General features: G+C 72.7%; 10 protein-coding genes and 1 pseudogene. 5 read left to right on the top strand and 6 right to left on the bottom strand.

The window, feature by feature from the left end; genetic code table 11:
- Window positions 1–176 precede the first annotated feature (176 nt).
- The 5 genes from KUM39_RS02915 to KUM39_RS02895 all read right to left on the bottom strand — a co-directional run bounded on the left by KUM39_RS02915 (window position 177) and on the right by KUM39_RS02895 (window position 9649).
- The gene (locus KUM39_RS02915; RefSeq protein ID WP_217783740.1) at window positions 177–5633 is read right to left on the bottom strand and encodes a hypothetical protein; all 5457 of its coding nucleotides are present in this window, start codon (window positions 5631–5633) and stop codon (window positions 177–179) included.
- Window positions 5626–6318, bottom strand: coding sequence for a hypothetical protein (locus tag KUM39_RS02910; protein WP_217783739.1), 693 nt, complete (start codon window positions 6316–6318; stop codon window positions 5626–5628). Before KUM39_RS02910 ends, KUM39_RS02915 begins: the two co-directional genes overlap by 8 nt.
- Before the next feature lie 116 nt (window positions 6319–6434).
- The gene (locus KUM39_RS28655; RefSeq protein ID WP_217783738.1) at window positions 6435–7082 is read right to left on the bottom strand and encodes a sigma factor; all 648 of its coding nucleotides are present in this window, start codon (window positions 7080–7082) and stop codon (window positions 6435–6437) included.
- Window positions 7079–7804 carry a hypothetical protein gene (locus KUM39_RS28650; protein WP_217783737.1) on the bottom strand — a complete coding sequence of 242 codons (726 nt, stop codon included), beginning with the start codon at window positions 7802–7804 and terminating at the stop codon, window positions 7079–7081. The genes KUM39_RS28655 and KUM39_RS28650 overlap by 4 nt, the downstream gene beginning before the upstream one ends.
- 426 nt (window positions 7805–8230) lie before the next feature.
- On the bottom strand, window positions 8231–9649 hold the full coding sequence (locus tag KUM39_RS02895; RefSeq protein WP_246619501.1) for a cation:dicarboxylate symporter family transporter: 1419 nt from the start codon (window positions 9647–9649) through the stop codon (window positions 8231–8233).
- Window positions 9650–9840: 191 nt separating this feature from the next.
- Here KUM39_RS02895 and KUM39_RS02890 point away from each other — a divergent pair, with 191 nt between their 5' ends.
- The 5 genes and pseudogenes from KUM39_RS02890 (at window position 9841) to KUM39_RS02870 (ending at window position 15588) form a co-directional block, all read left to right on the top strand.
- Window positions 9841–11559 carry a sensor histidine kinase gene (locus KUM39_RS02890; RefSeq protein ID WP_217783735.1) on the top strand — a complete coding sequence of 573 codons (1719 nt, stop codon included), beginning with the start codon at window positions 9841–9843 and terminating at the stop codon, window positions 11557–11559.
- The gene (locus tag KUM39_RS02885) at window positions 11556–12257 is read left to right on the top strand and encodes a response regulator (protein WP_217783734.1); all 702 of its coding nucleotides are present in this window, start codon (window positions 11556–11558) and stop codon (window positions 12255–12257) included. Before KUM39_RS02890 ends, KUM39_RS02885 begins: the two co-directional genes overlap by 4 nt.
- 174 nt (window positions 12258–12431) lie before the next feature.
- Window positions 12432–13805 (top strand): annotated as a pseudogene (locus tag KUM39_RS02880) (extracellular solute-binding protein).
- A complete protein-coding gene (locus KUM39_RS02875) occupies window positions 13802–14755 on the top strand; it encodes a carbohydrate ABC transporter permease (protein ID WP_372455702.1) in 954 nt (317 codons plus the stop codon). The pseudogene KUM39_RS02880 and the gene KUM39_RS02875 overlap by 4 nt, the downstream one beginning before the upstream one ends.
- A gap of 5 nt (window positions 14756–14760) precedes the next feature.
- Entirely contained in the window at window positions 14761–15588 is an 828-nt protein-coding gene (locus KUM39_RS02870; protein WP_217783733.1) for a carbohydrate ABC transporter permease, read from the top strand.
- A 106-nt stretch (window positions 15589–15694) separates the two neighbouring features.
- Here the strand turns inward: KUM39_RS02870 and KUM39_RS02865 are convergent, their stop codons facing one another.
- Window positions 15695–16720 carry an ATP-dependent 6-phosphofructokinase gene (locus KUM39_RS02865; RefSeq protein ID WP_217783732.1) on the bottom strand — a complete coding sequence of 342 codons (1026 nt, stop codon included), beginning with the start codon at window positions 16718–16720 and terminating at the stop codon, window positions 15695–15697.
- Between the last annotated feature and the right edge of the window lie 191 nt (window positions 16721–16911).

Below are 16911 nucleotides of genomic sequence, written 5' to 3'. Positions count from 1 at the left end.
CCTTCGACTTCACCGCAGGCCCGGCCGGGACCGGTTCACCGCAGCCCCCATCGCGACTCCGGCCGGGGCGGGTTCACCGCAGCACCGGCCGGGATCGGCTCGCCGCAGCCCCAGGCGGGCTGGTCCGCCGTCGGCCGGGCCGGGACCGGTTCACCGCACGTCCGGCTCCAACAGGCTCACTTCAGCTCCGGCCGGAACCGGCTCACCTCGTGCATCAGCTCGGCCCCCCGCGGCTGTCCGCCATCGACGTGCCATTGGCCGAGGTCCTGGAGGAACCGCAGGTCGGCGTCGGTCAGGGGCCGGCTCCAGGGCGGGCCGAGGCGGGCGCTGCGTACCAGGGCGGCCAGCCAGCCCGGGGAGGCCGACCCCAGGACCTCGCGAACCTCCGTCTCCTCGCCGGGGCCGATCAGGCCGAGGTCGGAGCGGATCAGCAGCCGGGCGGCGCGGGCCCAGCCGGTCGGTGGTTCGCCCGCCGGGGACCAGTCGGTGTCCTCGACCGGCAGGCCGAGGCAGCCGGTGACCCAGGCGACCGCCTCGGCGCGGCGGCAGCCGTTCCGCACCAGCCGGAGGATCTCGTCCGCCGGGACGGCGTCCGGTCCGGCCAGTGCCCTGGCGTGGCGCACGAGCCAGCCGATGTCCCGCCAGTGCGTCTCCGGATCGCGTACGTACCGCACCTCCGCGTGTGCCGCGACGAGCGCGCCGACCGTTCCGGCGTGCTCGCGGGCCGCGTCCGGCGCGATGCGTTGCAGCGCGCCGAGCAGCCGGACCGAGCCCGCCAGCGTGTCCGCCGCCGCGCCCGGCGGCAGGGCCGACGCCAGCTCGGTGGCCGAACCGGCCGGGCCCCACACGTCCAGCGTCTCCAGGAGCAGGCCGGACATGCCCATGTCCGTCGGCAGGCCCCGGCCCAGCCGGTGACCGATGCCGGACAGCGCGAGGCGGGACGCCCACCGGCGGGCCATCTCCGGGTTCTCGGGCTGGCAGGCGGCCAGGCCCCGGACCATGCTCTGCACCACGGCGGGAGAGCGGAACTCGTGCGCGCGGGGCAGCCACTGCCCGAACAGTTCCTTGAGCACCCGGTCCGGCAGCTCGACACCGGCACCGGCCATCATGCGCAGCAGGTTGCCCAGTTCGACGGGCGATTCGGTGTCCAGGATGTTCCGCACCCGGTTGCTCCAGCGAGCACCGGACGACAGGGAGACGGCCAGCGCCCCGGCGCCGTCCTCGTCGATGGCCCGTACGGCGTGCACGATCCGGACGGCCTGGTCGGCGTCGGTGAACCGGCGCTCGGCCAGCCACAGGATGCCGGGCAGCCGACGGTCCCTCTCCGCCTGCCGCGCCCTGGACCGCTGGGCCAGCTCGGCGACCCGGCCCGGCGACGGCGCCGCCGGGATCGGCAGCTCCGGCGCGGCGGACGGCGGCGACGGCGCCGCCGAGGGTATCCGCGCCGGGGACGGCAGCCGGGCGCCGATCGTGGCCTCGGGCCGCTTGAGCCGGTCCAGTTCACGCAGACAGGCGCGGGCGAAGGTCACGTCCAGGTTCCGCAGCAGGTGCAGGGTCTCCACCAGCTTGTCCGGGTTGGTCGTCCACTTCAGCCGCAGCGCCCACACCACCGGATCCCGTTCGACGTACCGCAGCATCTCGCCGTAGTCCACGGAGGCACCGGCGTCCTGGAGCGCCAGCCCGAAGGAACGGACGACCTTCAGGGCGGAGGTCACGTCCTGGCGGTCGAGTTCCCTGAGGGCCGTGGCGAAGCCGTCGTCCCCGGAGAGTTCCCCGAGGAATTCGCTGTCCAGGTTGCGGCCCAGCAGCCGGGTCAGGTCCAGATAGAGCGACCTGGTCTCCGCCGAACCGGCTCGGGTGGCCCGCCGCAGCAGGAGGTAGTCGTCGATCAGGGGCGCGAGCCGCTCCATGAACTCCTGGCCCACCACCGGATGCCTGCCCAGCAGCAGGGCGAGGCGCGGCGCGTGGTCCTTTTCGTTGGCCTCCGCGTCCACCGCGACCCGCTCCACGCAGCGTTCCAGCAGGGGCGTCAGCGCGGGGGCGGGGACGTCCGCGCCCACCAGCGCCGACATCAGCCTGAGCACGACGCTGCCGCGGTCCTCCTTCTCCAGCGCCTCGTCGATGAACACCCCCAGCCGGGTGCAGAGTTCCGCGCAGATCCCCCGGTCGCCCGGCCCCCAGAACCGGTCGATGGGGGTGAGCGCGGTGACCACGTGACCGACGCCCTTGAGATCGCCCATCGCCAGGATGCGGTCCACGAGCATCTCCAGCACCGCCGGGTCGGGCGTCACGCCGTCCGGGCCGTAGAGCGCCCGGATACACGTCGGCGAGTCGATCCGGCCCAGCTCCTGGACGAGCTGCGCGGTCTGCCACGGGGTGACCCGCGGCGCGTCGATCCGCAGCACCGCGTTCTTGAGCCACGCGACGATCGTCGAGGCGCGGACGATCTGCCGGCCGTCCCACACCCCGACCCGGCCCAGCAGCGCCAGCCCTCGGGTCACGCTGTACAGCGACGAGTGCGGCAGGGCGGCGGAGAACCGGGCGGCCGTCCGCTCGTACGGCTCCGCCGGGTGCTCGCGCCACGGGTCCAGCACCAGCGTGAGCGCGGCCTGCGCGAGGATCAGGCCGGCCTCCCGGTGGTCGGCCTCCAGCAGACGCCGGACGCCGGGCGCGCGGGCGAAGTCCTTCAGCAGGTCCGCCCGCCGGCCGCCGCCGTACTTGAGCAGCGCGTCCACCAGATCGTTCGTCGCGTGGTAGTGCTCGATCACCGACGGATCGCACCGGGAGGTGGCCTTCAGCGCGAGCGGGGCGACCTGCGCCGCGGTGACGCCTTCCCAGTACGAGCCCAGGACGTGGACCAGCAGCACCCCCTGCGCCGGGTCGGTGCGGGCCAGCACCGGCCCCATGTCGCGGCCGATCCGTTCGAGTACGTCGCTGTAGAGCGTGGGGAAGCGCTGGACGGCCAGCTCCCGGCGCTTGCGGATCGCCGACAGGCACGTGGTGGCCTGACGCCCCGACATGACGCCCCAGCCGCCCGCCCCGATCGCGCGGAGCAGCTTCTTCAACAGCCCGATCTGCTCGTCGTGCTCCATGTCGGCCAGCACCGCGTGCGCGAGCAGTCCGGGCGGTGCCTCGGCACCGAGGGCGGTCAGCATCGGGGTGACCAGGAGGAGCAGCCGGTTGCGCAGGTCGTGGCCCACACTGTCGGCCGCCGACACCAGCGCCGTCGCGAACGACACCGTCTTCGGTGACGGACCGTCCGCCGCGTCCCGCAGCAGCGGTGCCAGCGCCTCGTACTGCGCGTCGGCCGCCCTGCGCGCCTCCAGGCGGGGGTCGTCGGTGACGGGTTCCTCCGTCGCGAGCAGCGCCAGACAGACCGAGGTCGCCTTGATGTACCAGCGCTTGGCCGAGTCGCGCGACGCGCCCACCCGCCGCAGGACGGCGGGCTGGATACCGGTGAGCACCTCCTCGGGCACGCCGATCCGCAGCAGGCTGGCGGCGGCGACCGCCTTGACCAGGGCGAGTTCCTTCCCCGTGACCCCGGCCCGGACTCGGCGCACGAACGCCCGCCGGACCGTCTCGGCCTGCCGCGCCGCCTCCTGCTCCCGCGCCTCGTCCCGCTCCCGCGCCTCCCGCGCCTCGTCCCGTTCCCGCGCCTTCCGGGCAGCCGCCGTGACCGCCGGATTCGCCGCCGCCTCGGGTACGGCGGTGACCGGGCGGGGCAGGGTGGCCGTGGCGGCCAGGGCGAGCCCGGATCCCGCGGTGTCCCCGGCGCCCGCCGGGCGGAGGCCCATCAGATCGTTGACCAGGAGCCAGAAGTCCTGGGCCGCGGCCCGGCGGATCACCTCGACCCTGACGTCGTCCGGTCCGGCCAGTCCGTTCAGCTCGACGAAGTCCTTGCAGAACGCCCGTACCGTCTCGTGCTTGACGGACACCGGGACGGTCGCCATCGCGTTGGAGCGCCAGATGGAACCGCCGCTGTAGAGACAGACCGCGATGACCGTGGAGGAGGTAGCCGCCGCCGCGCTCGGCAGGACCGTCTCCAGGTCGGTGGCGTCCTGGTGGGCGAGCAGGTCCTCCAGGACGACGAGCGCGGGTTCCCCGGACGGGACGCCGGTGGCGTTGCGGGCCAGGGTGATGGCGTGGCGCAGCTCCGCTTCGTCGGGCAACCGTCCTGCGTCCGGCCGCAGCTCGACCACCGGCGTGCCGTGATCCGCCTGCCACTTCAGCGCCGCGCGCCGTACCGACGTCGTACGGGTGGACGAGCGCGGCCCGCCGACCACGATGGCGGACGCTCCCGCGTCCAGCCGCTGGCGGATGTCGTCCACGGTGGTGCTCGGGATGAGGGCGAACCGGCGCCCGTCGGCGGTGACGTCGGTCTCGACCCGGTCGATGACGCGTGCCTCATGGCCCAGCACGGCCAGCGCCGCCCGTGCGGTCGCCGCCAGCACCTGGCCCCACTCGCGCGGCCACAGCCGACGGCAGACGTCCTCCAGTTCCTCCCCGGACGACAGCGGCAGCAGGCTCAGCCCGTGGTCGCGGGCCGCGGTCTCCTTGACGGCGTACTGCTCCGGCGACGGCAGGTCGGTGACGATGCCGCTGCTCTTGATCGCGCCGGACACCAGACACTCCGGCACCGGCAGCGCCAGCAGGTGGCCGAGTACGGCGACGGCCGTGCCGACCCCCGCCGACAGGTCCTCCAGCTTGTAGCGCTCCGGGACACCGCGCACGCGCGGGGTGACGTGCCGCCACTCCTCCAGCACCGAGGCGTCCACCCCCACCTTGCGCGCCAGTTCCAGGGCCGCGTCGCGCCCGGCCCGCAGTCCCTTCCGGAACGTCGGGTTGAGCCGCTGTTCCTCGGCCCCCTCCTCGGAGGCGTCGGCCTGTCCCTCCGGGCGCAGCCGCAGTTCGACCAGAAATCCGCTGCCCGTCACGGCATCGACCACTGGGAAGACCACGTCGGCACCGGGCGCCCCCTGGACGGGGGCGGTGGCAGGCGCAGTGGCGAGGGCGGAGTCAGTGGTGGGAGCGGCGTCGGCGGGCGGCCGGGGGCCGGGGACCGTCGCGCCGACCGGGAGCGCCACCGAAGCGGAAGCGGAACCCGGATCAGACCCCGAAGCCGGACCCGGACCTGCCTCCGGCCCTGCCCCCGTCGCAACCGCAGCCGCAGCCGAGGCCGCCGCAGCCGACTCGGACGACTCCCACAAGGCGCGGAGATCGTCCACCCGCCACTCCAACGCGCCTTGCCAGTAAAGCCACTTCGGAGCACCGGAGGCCAACTGGTCCTCCAGCAGCCGGAGTCCCGCGCGCGGGCCGTGCGCGGCGCGCCCCGGCCCGGTGCCGAGCCAGTCCGGGACCCCGTCCAGCCAGCCCGGCCCGGTCCGGCCGCCGGACTCGGCGAGGCGGGCCACCGCGTCCTCGACCCCCTTCATGGCGCTCACCAGCGGTTCGAGTTCCTGGTCCCACTTCCGGTGCTGTTCCGCCCTGGCTTCGTCCCCGTCCGCCTCCTTCTCCGGCGCCGTACGGGTCAGCTCGTGCAACAGGTCGGTCAGCGCCAGCAGTTCGGCCTGGACGGCGAGCACCAGATACCAGCGCCGCGAGCCGCGCCCCCCGGGCGGCGGGGCGTCAGCCATCGGACTCGTCACTGAGCCGCAGCAGGTCGGGCAGCAGGTCCGACGGCGGCCGGTCCTGCGGGTTGGCGAGCAGCAGCGGACGGGCGTGGCCGTACGGCAGCGGCTCCATCGTCTCGGCCACCACGACGGTCTCGGCTCCGGAGCGCTGCGACACTCTGAACCCTTCCGGTGTGCGGACGACCTCGACCGTCACCGCTTCCGGCGGGAAGGGCAGGTCCCACTGCGGGGAGAGCGCGTAGACGGCGCGGCGGCGCGGCTCGCGCTCACCGTGCTCCACGTCCGCCACGACCGTCCGGTGGCGTTCCGCCGTCGAGGCGGCGGCCGTGCCGAAGTCGGAGACCGCCGTGACGCGGGCGATCCGGCGCAGCCTCGGTGCCAGCGGCACGACCGGCGCCGGGTCCCCCCCGGACCCGATGCCGCGCGCGAGCGACTCCGACAGCTCACGGCCCGGACCGGTCAGTCCGCCCCGCTCGCCGGGCTCCACCAGCCGCAGCGCCTCCAGCACCAGCCGGGAGCCGGGACCCAGCGTGCCCAGCGCGATCTCCTGGCCCTCCGGCGTCAAGGCCGCCAGCCCGGCGAGGAACCCGAGCAGCCGCCGGGGCACGGCACGGGCCAGTCCTCCCATGTCCCCCCCTGCCTCGACGGTCTCACCTTCCTCCACGTGCCGGTTCTCGTACCGTTCCATTGGTACCCCTCTTGCTCCATGATTCAGGTCGGCGCCCTCATGACGGGCGTCGCTGACAAGTACGTACGGGACGGCTCGGGTGGCCACCTGAATTCCGCCGGGACGCGCCCCACGCGTCACGGCTGCCGCACCTGTTCGGCGAATCGCCTCAGTACGTTGGCCACGCTGGACTTGCTGACGCCCGCCCGTTCGGCGACCGCCCGGCTGGCCGGTTCGGTGCCGGTCTCCGCCGCGAGGTCCAGCCAGGCGGAGACCACCTCCACCACCAGGTGGTCCCCGGTCCGGGAGGCGCGGGCCAGCGCGTCGCGTACGGCGTCCCGCGAGCCGAGGGAGTCGATGAGCCGGGTGACGGCGTCCGGCCCCGGTCCGGCGGCGGCCGGGGCGACGATGCCCGAGTCGAGCGCCGTCCCGAGGTCCGCCAAGGGCACTGGACGCGGTGCGGACCGCGCGCTGTCGGCGACCAGATTCATCGCGATGCGCAGCAGATACCCGGCCGGTGACCGGTCCGGATCGACGAGCCCCTTGGTGGCGGCGGCCACGAACCGGGCCAGCACCTCCTGGACGAGGTCGGGGGCGTCGTCGCCGTCGAGCGCGGATCTGCGGCTGAGCAGCCGGGGCAGGTCGCGGGTGACGTTGCGCAGCGCGTCCGCGAGGGCGGTCTCGGCGGTGGCGTCGAGGGGTTCGCTGTCCCCCTCGCGCAGGATGCGGGCGATGGTGACGCAGTCGGTGGTGAACCGGGTGGGCCCGGTGCTGGTCTCGGTCACTGTTTCCCCTCCGGGCGCGGCTGTTCTTTCCCTTCCTGGCGCGGCTGGGCGGACTCCCTGCTCCAACGGCGCGTGATCATCTCCTGGTTGAGGCTCTCCGCCAGCTCGTACGCGGTACGGCGGAGCTGCGGGCCGCTGGCCATCGAGTCTTCCAGCACGCTGATCTGCCGGTGTATCCGCTCCAGGCGTTCCTGGAGCGCGGGGCGGGACCTGGGGGTGGCGTCGGCGGCCTCGCGGGTCAGCAGGGCGGCGATCTCCTCGGCGGTGGAGACCAGTTCCGCCGATCCTGGGCCGAGCTCCTTGAGCCGGCCGAGGTGGGCGGTGATCTTGCGCTGGGCCGCCACGTCGAACCGGTGGCAGGCGACACCGTGGATCCAGGTCAGGGCGGACGCCGCCTGCCGGGGGTCGGCGGCGTTCGCGGCGTTGCCGACGTTGGCGCGCAGCTTCGGGATGCTGCGGAATCCGGGGTCGGCCTTCAGCAGCGCGGCGACGAACAGTCCGATCCCCCCGCCGTGCAGCGCCTCGGCCATGCGGTCCGGCGGCGCCTGGAGGAAATGGCACAGCACGAGCGCCATCGCCAGCGGGGGCAGCGCCAGCAGGGAGCGCCGCAGCAGATATCCGGGGACACCCAGCCATCGACGCCAGTAGGCCGCGCGGTCGGGATCGAAGCCCAGCGCGCTCAGCAGGATGGCACTCACCCCCGCCGTCACGAAGAAGATCACGTCGCCTCTTTCGCCACTTGTCCGTCAGTTTCGAGGACAAGTACGGAGAACGGTAGGCGGCTGGCCACAACGAGTCCTCCGTCGCGGGGAGTTGAGCCGGGAGTCCGGAGGGCTGGAGGGCCCGGAGGGTTGGCGGGCCGGACGGCCGGAAGGCGGTCAGGCTACCCACGGTCCACGGCTCCGCAAACGGGCTCTCCACCGCGCGCGACGGTCCACGGCTCCGCAAACGGGCTCTTCACCGCGCGCACGCGAACGGCCCCGGACCAGTGGTCCGGGGCCGGGCGTTGCGGGGCCCTGGTGATGCGGGGCCGGGTGGTACGGGGCCTGGGGTTGTGCGGGGCCGGAGGGGGGAGGGCCCGCACCGAGGGCGGGAGCGAAGTCCCCCGCACGAAAGCGGAGTTCGCGCTCCCCGCCGGGGCGGGAGCCCTACGCCTTCGCCAACTCCTTCTCCCCGTCCCCCTGTCCGGGCGGCGGCACGTCCGCCGTGCCCGCCTCGTCCTCGTCCAGCAGGGTCGTCTCGTCGAACGGGATCTCTCCCGCGAGGACCCTCCGCACCCGGTCCTGGTCGATCTCCTTGGTCCAGGTGCCGATGAGGACGGTGGCGATGGCGTTGCCCGCGAAGTTGGTGAGGGCGCGGGCCTCGCTCATGAAGCGGTCGATGCCGACGATGAGGCCGACGCCGTCCACGAGGGCGGGCTTGTGGGACTGGAGGCCGCCCGCGAGGGTGGCGAGACCCGCGCCGCTGACGCCCGCCGCGCCCTTGGAGGCGAGGAGCAGGAAGAGCAGGAGCGGGATCTGCTCGCCGACGGACATCGGAGTGCCGAGGGCGTCCGCGACGAAGAGGGACGCCATCGTCATGTAGATCATCGTGCCGTCGAGGTTGAACGAGTAGCCGGTCGGCACGGTGATGCCGACGACCGGCTTGCTGACGCCGAGGTGCTCCATCTTGGCGATGAGGCGGGGCAGCGCCGACTCGGAGGACGACGTGGAGAGGATCAGCAGGAACTCGCGGGCCAGGTACTTCAGCAGGGCGAAGACGTTCACCCCGGCCACCAGGCGCAGGATCGTGCCGAGGACGACGACGACGAACAGCACGCAGGTGACGTAGAAGCCGAACATCAGGACCGCGAGGCTCTTGAGCGCCTCCACACCGGAGGAGCCCACGACCGCCGCGATCGCGCCGAAGGCGCCGATGGGCGCGACCCACATGACCATCGCCAGGATGCGGAAGACCAGCCGCTGGAGGTGCTCGACACCGCGCAGCACGGGCTGTCCGACCGGGCCCATCGCCTGGAGCGCGAAGCCGGTCAGCAGCGCGACCAGCAGCGTCTGGAGGACCTGGCCCTCGGTGAAGGCGGACAGGAACGTCGTCGGGATGATCGACAGGACGAAGTCCACCGGGGGCAGCGCGTCGGCGGAGACCTGGGCGTGACCGGTCTGGCGGAGGGCGTTGGTGATGTGCAGGCCGTCACCGGGGTGCAGGATGTTGCCGACGACCAGGCCGATGGCCAGGGCGACCAGGGACATCACCAGGAAGTAGCCGAGCGCGATACCGCCGACCGCGCCGACCTTGGCGGCCTTGCGGACCGAGCCGATGCCCAGCACGATCGTGCAGAAGATGATGGGCGAGATCATCATCTTGATCAGGTTCACGAAGCCGGTGCCCAGCGGCTTCAGCTCCACCGCCGCGTCGGGCCAGATCAGCCCCACGGCGATGCCGAGCCCGACCGCCACGATCACGGCGATGTACAGGTAGTGCGTACGGTCCCGCTTGCGCGCGGGTGCGGCAGGTGCCGTCGGGGATGTGCTGGCCACGGCTGCCCTCCTTGACGTCGTCGTCGGCATCACCGGCGTGCGGCTCACGTCCGGAAAGTGCTGGGGATGAGCTGACTATCTCCCGGCGAGTGACGGGCGTCACTCTTCCGTTCATTTAGTTCACGTGGTCCCTGATCGATTGGTTCAGGAGGGCTTCCCGCACGTGGTGCGGGGCGGCGCAGCGATTAGTGCGGGCGGGGCCGGAGAGGCACACTGCTGCCATGCGTGTGCCCGTGCTCCCCCGCCCCCGCAGCCTCGCGGGTCAGCTTTTCGCCATGCAGGCGGTGCTGATAGCGGTGGTCGTCGCCGGGTACGCCCTGTTCACGTACCTCTCCGACACCCGGCAGGCCGAGGAGTCCGCGGCCCGGCACGCCACCGCCGTCGCCCGCTCCGTCGCGGACTCCCCGTCCGTGCGCTCCGGCATCCGTACGCCGGACCCGACCGCCGCGCTCCAGCCGTACGCGCTCCAGGTCATGCGGGACACCGATGTGGACTTCGTGACGATCATGAGCCCGTCCGGCATCCGCTGGACCCACCCCGACCCCCGGCAGATCGGCGGGCACTTCCTGGGCCGGACCGGGCCCGCCCGGCAGGGGCACACCTTCACCGAGACGTACACCGGCACGCTCGGTCCCTCCGTGCGCGCGGTGACGCCCGTGCAGGACGGCGGCCGGGTGATCGGGCTGGTCAGCGCCGGTATCCGGGTGGAGGCGATCAGCGCGCGGGTCCGCGACCAGGTGTTCGGGCTGCTCGCCGTCGCGGGCGGCGCGCTGCTGCTCGGCGCGGTCGGTACGTACGTGGTCAACGCGCGGCTGCGACGGCACACGCACGGGATGAACGCCGCCGAGCTGAGCCGGATGCACGACTACCACCAGGCGGCGCTGCACGCGGTGCGCGAGGGGCTGCTGATGCTGGACGGGCGGCACCGGGTGGCGCTGATCAACGACGGCGGCCGGGAACTGCTCGGCGTGGCCGCCGACGCGGACGTCCTCGGCCGTACGGTCGCCGACCTGGGCCTTCCCCCGCCGCTGACCGGTGCGCTGCTCTCCGACGAGCCCCGGGTGGACGAGGTGCACCTCACCGCCGCGCGGGTGCTGGTGGTCAACACCTCGCCGGTGTCCGGCGGGGAGCGGCGCGGCACGGTGGTCACGCTCCGCGATGTCACCGAGTTGCAGTCGCTGACCGGCGAGCTGGACTCCGAGCGCGGGTTCACGCAGGCGCTGCGCTCGCAGGCGCACGAGGCGGCGAACCGGCTGCACACCGTGGTGTCGCTGATCGAGCTGGGCCGCGCGGAGGAGGCGGTCGGCTTCGCCACCGCCGAACTGGAGCTGGCCCAGACCCTCACCGATCAGGTGGTGGCGGCGGTGGGCGAGCCCGTGCTGGCCGCGCTGCTGCTCGGCAAGACCGCCCAGGCCAACGAGCGGGGCGTGGAACTCGTGGTCTCGCCGGACAGCCGCCTGGACGACGGGCTGCTGCCTCCGGGACTCCCCGCCCGGGACCTCGTCACCGTGCTGGGCAACCTCATCGACAACGCGGTGGACGCGGCGCAGGGCAGCGCCGGGTGCCGGGTGACGGTCACGGCGTACGCCTCCCCGGACGAGCTGGTGCTGCGGGTCGCGGACACCGGGCCGGGCGTCGATCCGGCCCACGCCGACCTCGTCTTCCGGCGCGGCTACTCCACCAAGCCGTCCGGGCCGGGCGGGCGCGGCCTCGGTCTCGCCCTGGTCCGGCAGACCGTCCACCGGCTCGACGGCGCCCTCACCGTCACGGAGGGCGCGGACGGCGGCGCCGTCTTCGAGGTCCGCCTGCCCCTGCGGGACCGCGCCGACGGCCCGGCGCCCGCCACGGACCCCGGCACCCGGCCCCGTGCGGTACGGAGGCCCGCCCTGCCCCTCTCCCCCGGCGCCCCCGCCGATCCCCCTGGTGGAAGCACCCCATGACCGACCCCGCGCCCCGCCCCATCCGCGTCCTGGTCGTCGAGGACGACCCCGTGGCCGCCGACGCGCATGTGCTGTACGTCGGCCGGGTCCCCGGCTTCGTCGCGGCCGGGAAGGCGCACACCGGGGCCGAGGCCCGCCGCGTCCTGGACCGCACCCCGGTGGACCTGTTGCTGCTGGACCTGCACCTGCCGGACGTGCACGGACTCCAGCTGGCGCGCTCGCTGCGGGCGGCCGGGCACCAGGCGGACGTGATAGCGGTGACGTCGGCACGGGACCTGGCCGTGGTGCGCGAGGGCGTCTCGCTGGGCGTCGTGCAGTACGTGCTGAAGCCGTTCACGTTCGCCACGCTGCGGGACCGGCTGGTGCGGTACGCCGAGTTCCACGCGGCGGCGGGCGAGGCGAGCGGGCAGGACGAGGTGGACCGGGCGCTCGCCGCGCTGCGCGCCCCGGCACCGGCGGCGCTGCCCAAGGGACTGAGCGGGCCGACGCTGGAGCGGGTGACGACCGCGCTGCGCGGGGCGGCGGAGGGGCTGACGGCGGCCGGGGTCGGCGAGACGGTCGGCATCTCGCGCATCACCGCCCGGCGCTATCTGGAACACCTCGTGGAGGCGGGCCGCGCCGTCCGCAGCCCGCTGTACGGGCAGGTCGGGCGGCCGGAGCTGGTGTACCGCTGGGTGCCGGGGGACGCGGGGCGCTGAGCCCGCGTGCGGGCCCTCACCGCGCGCCCGTACGACTCCTCACCCCGGCCCCCTCTCCCCCACCCCCTGTCCCAATTCCCGCCCGACACATTGACCTGACATGACAACTCCTCCTACGTTCACCGGGCAGCCATCTCCCCGCACAGCCACGACGACGTGTGCCCGCAGGAGGTCATGCCCGTGCGTCCCACCGCCGCCCTCACGCCCCTGTTCGCCGCAGTCCTCGCCGCTTCCGCGCTCACCGCGTGCGGCGCCGGAGCGGGCAGTGACCCCAACACCCTGAAGGTGTCCTACAAGCAGTCCACGGACAACTCCGTGAAGGTGATGGACACCTACCTCGCGGACATCAAGAAGGAGTTCGAGAAGAAGTACCCCGGCAAGAAGGTGGAGTTCGTGCCCGTCAAGGCGCCGGACTCGGAGTACTACACCAAGGTCCAGCAGATGCTGCGCTCCCCGCGCACCGCGCCCGACCTGGTCTACGAGGACACCTTCCTCATCAACTCCGACATCACCAGCGGGTACTTGAAGCCGCTGGACGCCTACCTCGCCAAGTGGCCGGACTGGGAGCAGTTCATCGACACCTCGAAGTCGTCCACCAAGGGCGAGGACGGGAAGACGTACGGCGTGCCGGACGGCACCGACACCCGTGGACTCTGGTTCGACCGGCGGGTGTTCAGGAAGGCGGGCCTGCCGCAGGACTGGCAGCCGAAGACCTGGGACGAGGTGCTCCGAGCCGCCCGCACCATCAAGGAGAAGGTCCCCGGAGTCACCCCGCTGAACGTCTACACCGGCAAACCGGCCGGTGAACGCGCCACCATGCAGGGCTTCGAGATGCTGCTGTACGGCACGGGTGACGGCGGCGCGGACCCGTTGTACGACAGCGCGTCGAAGAAGTGGATCACTGCCGGGCAGGGGTTCAAGGACGCGCTGTCCTTCGTGGAGACCGTCTACCGCGACAGGCTCGGGCCCGACGTGTCCGACGCCCTCGACCCGAACTACGCCACCAACGTCAATGGCGAGCTGATGCCCGAGGGCAAGCTGGGCATCAACCTGGACGGCTCCTGGCTGCCCCAGGTGTGGCTGCCGGGCACCGGGCACGCCTGGCCGGACTAGTCCGAGCAGTTGGGGCTCGCGTACATGCCGACGCGGACCGGGCAGGCGCCGGGCAAGGTCAGCATGTCGGGCGGCTGGGCCTGGTCGGTGCCGTCGAAGGCGGCCCACCCGGACCTGGCGTTCGACTTCATCAAGGTGATGCAGACCGAGGCCAACGCCCGCAAGTGGTACATCGCCAACTCCGGTATCTCCGTAAGGAAGGACGTGGCGAAGGACCCCGCGTACGCGACCGCGCAGCCCGGCATCGAGTTCTTCACCGGCCTGGTCTCCAGCACGCACTACCGGCCCGCCTACCCGGCGTACCCGAAGGTGTCCACGGCGATCCAGGAGGCGATGGAGGGCGTGACCACGGGTGACGCGTCGGTGGAGAAGGCGGCGAGCGGGTACGACGCGACGCTGAAGGACGTCACCGACGGCAAGGTGACCTCCAAGTGACCCTGTGGCAGCGGGAGTCGGGGCCGGAGACGGCGGTCCCGGCCCCCGGCGGCCCACCCGGCGCGGAGCGCGCGGCGCGCCGTACGAGGGCCCGGTCCCTGCCCCTGATCCGGGTGCTGCCCCTCTCCCCGGCCGTCGTCCTGCTGCTCCTCTTCCTCGCCGGGCCGATCGCCTACTGCGTGTTCATCGCCTTCACCGACCTCCAGTTGACCGGTCAGGCGCACTCCTCGTTCGTCGGGTTCGCCAACTTCACCAGGGCGTTCCGGGACGACGCGTTCCTCAACGCCGTATGGCTGACCCTGGTGTTCACGGTGCTGTCCTCGCTGGTCGGGCAGAACACGCTGGGGCTGGCGCTGGCCGCGCTGATGAAACGGGCGTCGAAGCCGGTGCGCACGGTAACCGGCGGGATCGTGGTGACCGCGTGGGTGCTGCCCGAAGTGGTCGCCGGTTTCCTGCTGTACGCGTTCTTCCGGCGCGAGGGCACCCTGAACGCGATCCTCGACTGGCTCCATCTCCCGCGTGAGAACTGGCTGTTCACGCTGCCGATCCTGGCCGTGTCGTTCGCCAACGTGTGGCGCGGCACCGCGTTCTCGATGCTGGTCTACTCGGCCGCGCTGGACGGGATACCCGGCGAGATCACCGAGGCCGCCGAGGTGGACGGCGCGGGCGGCTGGCGCCGTATGTGGCATGTGACGCTGCCGATGATCCGGCGGTCCATCGGGACGAACCTGATGCTCAACACCCTTCAGACGCTCTCGGTGTTCGGGCTGATCTGGGTGATGACCCGTGGCGGTCCGGGCGGCCGGAGCCAGACGCTCCCGCTGTTCATGTACGAACAGGCGTTCCAGAACAGCATGATCGGCTACGGCACGGCCGTGGCGCTGCTCCTGCTGGTGGTGGGGTCGCTGTTCTCCGTCGTCTATCTGCGCCTGCTGCGCACGGAGGTGTGAGCGTCATGGCCCGCAGCCGTCCCGCCCGCCGACTCGCCGCCGACGCCGGTCTGCTCGTCGTGGCCCTCGCCTTCGTCCTCCCCCTCGCCTGGGTGCTGCTGTCCTCCGTGGACCCGCGTGCCGGGCTGCGGGTGCGGGTGCCGGACGGGCTGACCACGGCCAACTTCCGGGCCGTGCTCACCCCGGACATCACCTACACCCCGCTGCTCAACAGCCTGATCCTGTGCGGCGGGGCGACCGCGCTGACCGTGGTGTGCGCCGCGCTCGCCGCGTATCCGCTGTCCAGGTTCCGGTCCCGGTTCAACCGGCCGTTCCTGCTGGCGATCCTCTTCGCCACCAGCCTGCCGATCACCGCGATCATGGTCCCGGTGTACGCGCTGTTCGTCCGGGTCAATCTGATCGACACCTTCGAGGGCACGATCCTGTTCTTCGCCGCCTCTCAACTCCCCTTCGCCATCTGGCTGATGAAGAACTTCATGGACGGGGTGCCGAGGGAGCTGGAGGAGGCGGCCTGGACCGACGGGGCGTCGGCGGCGCAGTCGCTGATGCGGATCGTGCTGCCGCTGATGGGGCCCGGTGTCGCGGTCGTCACGGTGTTCTCGTTCGTGATGATGTGGGGCAACTTCTTCGTCCCCTTCATGCTGCTGCTCAGCCCCGACCGCATGCCCGCCTCGGTCAGCATCAACGACTTCTTCGGCAACCGGGGCGCCGTCGCCTACGGACAGCTCGCCGCGTTCTCCGTGCTGTACTCGACGCCGGTGATCCTGCTGTACGTCCTGGTCTCCCGGCGCCTGGGCGGGGGGTTCGCGCTGGGGGGCGCGGTGAAGGGCTGAGCGCCGTACCGCCCCACGGCCACAGGCGCCGTACGACGAAGGGGGCCGCGCCCACCGGCACGGCCCCTTCGCGGAACCCTCCGCGCTCCTCAGCCCGGAACGGGACTCAGAAGACCGACTCCGCCTCGTCCATCCGGTCCACCGGGACCCGCTTCAGCTCGGTGACGGCCTCCGCGAGCGGGACCATCACGATGTCGGTGCCGCGCAGGGCGGTCATCCGGCCGAAGTCGCCCCGGTGGGCGGCCTCCACCGCGTGCCAGCCGAACCGGGTGGCGAGGACGCGGTCGTACGCGGTGGGGACGCCGCCGCGCTGGACGTGGCCGAGGATGACCGGCTTGGCCTCCTTGCCGAGGCGGCGCTCCAGCTCGTAGGCGAGCGCGGTGCCGATGCCCTGGAAGCGCTCGTGGCCGTACTGGTCGATGTCGCCCTTGCCGTAGTTCATGGTGCCGTCGAGCGGGTGGGCGCCCTCGGCGACGCAGATCACGGCGAACTTCTTGCCGCGCGCGAACCGCTCCTCGACCATCGTGACGAGGTCGGCCGGGTCGAAGGGGCGCTCGGGCAGGCAGATGCCGTGGGCACCGGCGGCCATGCCGGACTCCAGGGCGATCCAGCCCGCGTGCCGCCCCATGACCTCGACGACCATGACCCGCTGGTGGGACTCGGCGGTGGTCTTCAGGCGGTCCATCGCCTCGGTGGCCACGCCGACGGCGGTGTCGAAGCCGAAGGTGCGGTCGGTGGAGGAGATGTCGTTGTCGATGGTCTTCGGGACGCCGACGACCGGAAGGCCCGCGTCGGAGAGCATCCGGGCCGCTGTGAGCGTGCCCTCGCCGCCGATCGGGATCAGCGCGTCGATGCCGAACTCGCCGACCATGTCACCGGCCCGCTCGCAGGCGGAGCGGAGCCGGTCGCGCTCCAGCCGGGAGGAGCCGAGGATGGTGCCGCCCGAGGCGAGGATGCCGCCGACGGCGTCCAGGTCGAGCGTGCGGTACTGGCCGTCGAGCAGCCCTCGGTAGCCGTCCTGGAAACCGATGACCTCGTCGCCGTGGTGGGCCACGGCGCGGTGCACGACCGACCGGATCACGGCGTTCAGGCCGGGGCAGTCGCCGCCTGCGGTGAGAACTCCGATGCGCATCCTGCTGTGTCTCCTGCTCGCTGTGGGTGCCGGTGAGCCGCCACGATTCTTTCACGCCCGCCGGGGAGCCGACGAGCGGCCGGGTCCCGGCCGTCCGCACCCCCAAAAGCGGCGGGAATCCCTATCCTTCGACAGGGGTATTGTCAAGGGGGTTGTGCTCGCCTCGGGGGGCTTTTTTCCGGCCACGGGGT

The organism is Streptomyces corallincola (assembly GCF_019104725.1).
Taxonomy (GTDB): Bacteria; Actinomycetota; Actinomycetes; order Streptomycetales; family Streptomycetaceae; genus Streptomyces; species Streptomyces corallincola.
The sequence above is the reverse complement of the archived record's forward strand: the minus strand, read 5'-3'. Positions and strand labels throughout refer to the sequence as shown.

Excerpts from the sequence above, each read along its gene's own strand:
- KUM39_RS02915 (WP_217783740.1), bottom strand. The coding sequence starts at position 5,633 with ATGGCTGACGCCCCGCCGCCCGGGGGGCGCGGCTCGCGGCGCTGGTAT.
- KUM39_RS02910 (WP_217783739.1), bottom strand. The coding sequence starts at position 6,318 with ATGGAACGGTACGAGAACCGGCACGTGGAGGAAGGTGAGACCGTCGAG.
- KUM39_RS02895 (WP_246619501.1), bottom strand. The coding sequence starts at position 9,649 with ATGCCGACGACGACGTCAAGGAGGGCAGCCGTGGCCAGCACATCCCCG.
- KUM39_RS02890 (WP_217783735.1), top strand. The coding sequence starts at position 9,841 with ATGCGTGTGCCCGTGCTCCCCCGCCCCCGCAGCCTCGCGGGTCAGCTT.
- KUM39_RS02885 (WP_217783734.1), top strand. The coding sequence starts at position 11,556 with ATGACCGACCCCGCGCCCCGCCCCATCCGCGTCCTGGTCGTCGAGGAC.
- KUM39_RS02870 (WP_217783733.1), top strand. The coding sequence starts at position 14,761 with ATGGCCCGCAGCCGTCCCGCCCGCCGACTCGCCGCCGACGCCGGTCTG.
- KUM39_RS02865 (WP_217783732.1), bottom strand. The coding sequence starts at position 16,720 with ATGCGCATCGGAGTTCTCACCGCAGGCGGCGACTGCCCCGGCCTGAAC.